The sequence below is a fragment of the Moorena sp. SIO3I6 genome, from assembly GCF_010672095.1.
Genome location: NZ_JAAHHU010000728.1, coordinates 1 through 2,361, shown reverse-complemented (window position 1 = coordinate 2,361; position 2,361 = coordinate 1). Strand labels below are relative to the sequence as shown.

The 2,361-nt window shown below is 45.6% G+C and carries 3 protein-coding genes and 1 pseudogene; 1 reads left to right on the top strand and 3 read right to left on the bottom strand.

The features are described 5' to 3' along the window. Window positions 1-297 (top strand): hypothetical protein (locus F6K49_RS41945; RefSeq protein ID WP_293107196.1); only part of this gene is annotated, 297 nt, incomplete at its 5' end. Between the two features lie 135 nt (window positions 298-432). On the opposite strand, the gene F6K49_RS41940 is transcribed toward F6K49_RS41945, so the two are convergent. From F6K49_RS41940 to F6K49_RS41930, 3 genes and pseudogenes are all read right to left on the bottom strand, one after another. Further along, on the bottom strand, window positions 433-1,029 hold the full coding sequence (locus F6K49_RS41940; RefSeq protein WP_293107192.1) for a Uma2 family endonuclease: 597 nt from the start codon (window positions 1,027-1,029) through the stop codon (window positions 433-435). Next, window positions 1,026-2,086, bottom strand: a protein-coding gene (locus F6K49_RS41935; RefSeq protein ID WP_293031417.1) for an ISKra4 family transposase whose coding sequence is annotated in 2 segments (ribosomal slippage) — window positions 1,026-1,930 and window positions 1,930-2,086 — 1,062 coding nt in all. Because the reading frame shifts where the segments join, the coding sequence is not laid out codon by codon here. Before F6K49_RS41935 ends, F6K49_RS41940 begins: the two co-directional genes overlap by 4 nt. A 101-nt stretch (window positions 2,087-2,187) precedes the next feature. Continuing rightward, window positions 2,188-2,361 (bottom strand): annotated as a pseudogene (locus F6K49_RS41930) (Uma2 family endonuclease); the annotation flags it as partial.

The window sequence follows — 2,361 nt, the reverse complement described above, 5'->3', positions numbered from 1 at the left end:
TGCAGCGATCTGGTTTTATCTGAAGTTAAAACGCTATTAGTGTCTGCTTTTGCCTTTGAACAGCGTACCTTTGGTCAAGGGGTAACAGCCGCAGAAGTAACAGCATTAATTCAGGCCGTTGATGGCGTAGAAGCGGTTAATTTAGAGGCGCTATATTTAACTGGAACGACTCAGGAGCTGAAGTCATCTTTAGAAGCCCGTTTAGCTATCTGGAATAGTCAGACTAAACAGGCTCTACCGGCTCAGTTGTTATTGCTTAATTCTCAGACAGATGGGGTTAGTTTACATTTGGTTTAAAGGGAGCAGGGAATAGGGAATAGGGAATAGGGAACAGCGGATCTGGGAGCAGAAATATGTCTTAACCTTTAGTTCGAGTGCTATAAGTAGTCAGCTTTAAGCTGATAGCTGACTACTTATAGCTGATAACTTAGATTATAGTTCAAAATCCTCTGGATTTATCCCTTTCGCTTGTAATTGTTCCAGTAAGGCTTTCATACGACTTCGTTCAAGCTCCAAAGCTTCCTGAGCTTGTGCTTTTTCCAGCCTTTGTTGCTCTAAAGCTTCCTGGGCTTGTGCTTTTTCCAACCTTTCAAACTCTACCTGTTGTTGAGCGATATCTCTTTGTTGTTGAGCCATATCTCTTTGTTGTTGAGCCATATCTCTCTGTTCAACAATTTCCAGATAAGTAGCAAAAGGCTCACCATTAGGAGAAGACAGTACCAATTCCGAGTCTACTAAGTCAAAGGTAATTCCTAAACGGGGACTAACCCAACCAAGCATCTGGGGGATGGGTTCTAACTTTTCTGATGAACGCAACCAGCCTTTTAGTTTTGTCCGATTTGGGTCAAAAAGATAGTACTCTTCTACTCCATGGGTCTGGTAAAACTTGAGTTTATCCTCTTCTAGTTCCTTGATAGTGTTTGTGTGTGAGGCTATTTCAAAGGTCACCTGGGGATTAAGGTTATCTTCAACCCAGGTTTTGTAAGAAGGCCGATGCCCTTGAGTGCATCTCAGTTTTGTAAGACTCAAGTTGAAAATTGCCCGTTGAGGTAGGCACACCGATGCTTCAAGACTTGTGGGACGTTACTCTCATCCCACTGAGCCCCCGAAATCTTGATACGCCGACCCAATTGCTTGACGGTTGATTCGATTGCTCCTGAGCCAATGGAAATGCCCTCGGCTTGATAGTAGCCATAGTTGACAATCCGATGCCGATGCTTGTTGAGGTAGTCAATAAAGTTGCTGACCCGCTGGTGTTGCCAATCAAAGAACTGTTTAATCGCACCATCGACATCCCCTTTCCACAAGCAAGCTTCCACTGCATCCAGCCGCTGTTGGGAGCCACCGACCTTACCCAGGTTCTCGATCAGGTGATACCAATCTAGAATCTCACATCTCTGGGAGTCCCTGCCAATCTCGGCAAAAATATTCCAAATGCCATCATGACCATCCCCCAAACAAGTGAGTGGGGTTGCCAATGGCTGGTGATTAACCCAATTGACTAAGCTTTCATTCTCGTGAAAGAAAGCACCCACAACACGTTCATGGAGATTCACACCTTTGTAATCACGCCACACACAAGGCTCACCTTTGGGGGTGCGTAAACGAACTTTTCCACCATCTACGCTCAGCTCTTCAACTGGTTGCTCTATTTGGGGCAATTCAAAGTTTTGACGATGAACTAGACGTTGCTGAGTGCTGTGGGAAACCGCCATACCCGTCAACACCTTGATGTCAAAAGCGGCGCGCTCGTAAGACCCGTTGGCGCTCAACAGAAGACAACACTTCTCAAGGTACGGACTCCATCTTGTGTAGGGTTTGACATCAAGTTTCTGAGCTTGTTTCTCACTGACACTCAATCTGCCGAGGATGCTGTCGATACTGCGTTTGCGTCCAGCGCAGGTACCGCTGCTGGTTTGGATAAAAAATTTCCCATTTCTGGGCTGACATACTCGAGAATGTGATCACGAACTGCTTCTTCTATGCCTGCGAGGGTTTGAACCTGTTGGGGGTCTGTTTCTTCATAGAGCAAAGCGGCAATTGCTTGAGCGTGGGCTTTGATTTGGGCATGTTTGTCAGCATCCATTCGCAGAACTCACCTGATTATAGGTCAACTTCTCAAAGCTTAGCTCTGATTGCTCAAAACCGAACTTGAGTATTTATGCTCACTGCAAAATCGGGATGCACCCGATGCCCTTTTGGTCTACCGATAACTACCATGACATCGGGGGCTTGGTTGATTTTTGGTTGTCCTTGTACTGGATACCACAACAAATCCCCGGCGATAAACACATTGGGGTCATCTTTAAATTGGGCTTCCAGGCCAAACTTAATGGTGGTAATTAGTTCAAATTGAAGGGT